The organism is Lactiplantibacillus fabifermentans DSM 21115, assembly GCF_000498955.2.
GTDB classification, from domain to species: Bacteria; Bacillota; Bacilli; order Lactobacillales; family Lactobacillaceae; genus Lactiplantibacillus; species Lactiplantibacillus fabifermentans.
In genome coordinates, this window is sequence record NZ_AYGX02000168.1 from 1 (window position 1) to 1,075 (window position 1,075).

The window sequence follows — 1,075 nt, forward strand, 5'->3', positions numbered from 1 at the left end:
CGCCGATAGTAGTTGGGGGATCGCTCCCTGCGAGGGTAGGACGTTGCCATGCAAACAGTAAAGGATCACTTCGGTGGTTCTTTTTTTGTGTTCATAAATAAGAATTGATTTTCAAGCGCAGCAAATGGCCGATTATTTGCCAGTTGTAAATCTAAGTCTCAAGGCTAAGCATGAACTATAGCTGTGGTGTTGGTTTGAAGTGCGCCAATTAGCACCTGATAAACATGACGGGGGCTTGGTGGGCGCTTTGTAAGCCCCTAAAGGTGGGTAATGGTATTTGGACGGTAAGTTGTTACTCGCGGTTAGAAGCGGTGTGACGGCGGTGGTTTAAACGGCCTGCCGAGCCCATTGCTTGGCTGGTACGGAGCAGCTCAATACTGATATTTAATTTGCAGCCAACCTTTGGTATACTGTTAAATGATTAACGCCGTTTTAGCTCAGCAGGTAGAGCACTTCCATGGTAAGGAAGAGGTCGGCAGTTCAAATCTGCTAAACGGCTTCAAGACGTTATTTCTAGTTGTTTATAGTGAAACAAAAATCATTGCTAGAGTCTGGGAAAACTCTTCGAACGTTGACCTCCAGCAAGTTAAAATGTTTCTCGTACCGGGACCAGCCGGCGCCAAAGAGCGGTCACTGGCTTCGTTTTTGAGCTCAGCCAAGACCGCTAATCTCAAAAATCGTCCTTGTTCTAAGCCGAGAAAACCACTCGACTAAGAACAATATCGGTACGTTCACACTTTAACTTGCTTCCGGGATGTCATTTCTTAATAGTACTTATTATTTGAACAGTACGACTAAGGAGCCATCACTAGCAGAATAGTGGTGACTCGTTTTGTTGTGTCGTAATGATAGTCGTAATTTAGCTGGAATTACTACTGACCGGAAGCGGCAACTGAATTATATCCGAAAGCTTTGTCCCAGACTCGTTAGCAATGATTTTTGTTTTTGAAATTTAATTTCGTGATTTTTGGTACACGAGACGTACACAGCAAGATCCATTGATCTTACAGAGCTAATCTTAGGGTAGATTGTAAAATTAATCCGAACGCTGTTCGGACAAAAAAGATCAGCTTCC

Annotated in this window: 1 tRNA gene; it reads left to right on the forward strand. The window is 43.7% G+C overall.

Annotation, left to right across the window (positions count from 1 at the left end):
- The first annotated feature begins 426 nt into the window (after window positions 1–426).
- Window positions 427–499: transfer RNA gene (locus DY78_RS14510), tRNA-Thr, on the forward strand.
- Window positions 500–1,075 lie beyond the last annotated feature (576 nt).